The sequence below is a fragment of the Bacillus salitolerans genome (assembly GCF_042680805.1).
In the GTDB taxonomy this organism is placed as follows: Bacteria; Bacillota; Bacilli; order Bacillales; family SA4; genus Bacillus_CJ; species Bacillus_CJ salitolerans.
In genome coordinates this window covers 54,824-55,271 of the sequence record NZ_JBHUEM010000057.1, presented here as the reverse complement: position 1 = coordinate 55,271, position 448 = coordinate 54,824, and the positions used below count along the sequence as shown (strand labels likewise).

The following is a 448-nucleotide window of genomic DNA, read 5'->3' as shown; positions in this document are numbered from 1 at the left end:
CAATTTTGGTACCATCAATAAAAATGGCCTCTTGATCAATAAGTTTTTCTTCGACTAATTGACAACGGAACTGCACAAAACATTGGCGAATAAGCTCTTTCATAACAGGATGAACACGGAAACGATTAATCGTGCGGTAGCTGGGCTCATACCCTTGGGCTAACCACATCATACGGATACTATCTTTCGTCAAGTCTTCTATTTTGCGACCAGAGAAAGCCGACTGTGTATAACCACATAAAATGATTTTTAACATCATGCGTGGATGATAGGAGGGACAACCGGTGTAATGGACAAAGGAACGAAAAGCTTCATCGGGAATACTTTCTACTAAATGGTGAATAGAAAAAGCAATATCCTTTTCTTGTAATTTAACGGCTAAATCTAGAGGCAGAACTAATTGATTCGTGTTATAATTTTTAAACATAAGGATCCTTCTTTCTGATTG

General features: G+C 37.7%; 1 protein-coding gene. It reads right to left on the bottom strand.

Going from position 1 to position 448, the window contains the following annotated elements; genetic code table 11:
* The coding region (locus ACFSCX_RS25180; RefSeq protein WP_377931018.1) for a transposase at window positions 1-427 on the bottom strand (427 nt) is incomplete at its 3' end.
* Window positions 428-448 lie beyond the last annotated feature (21 nt).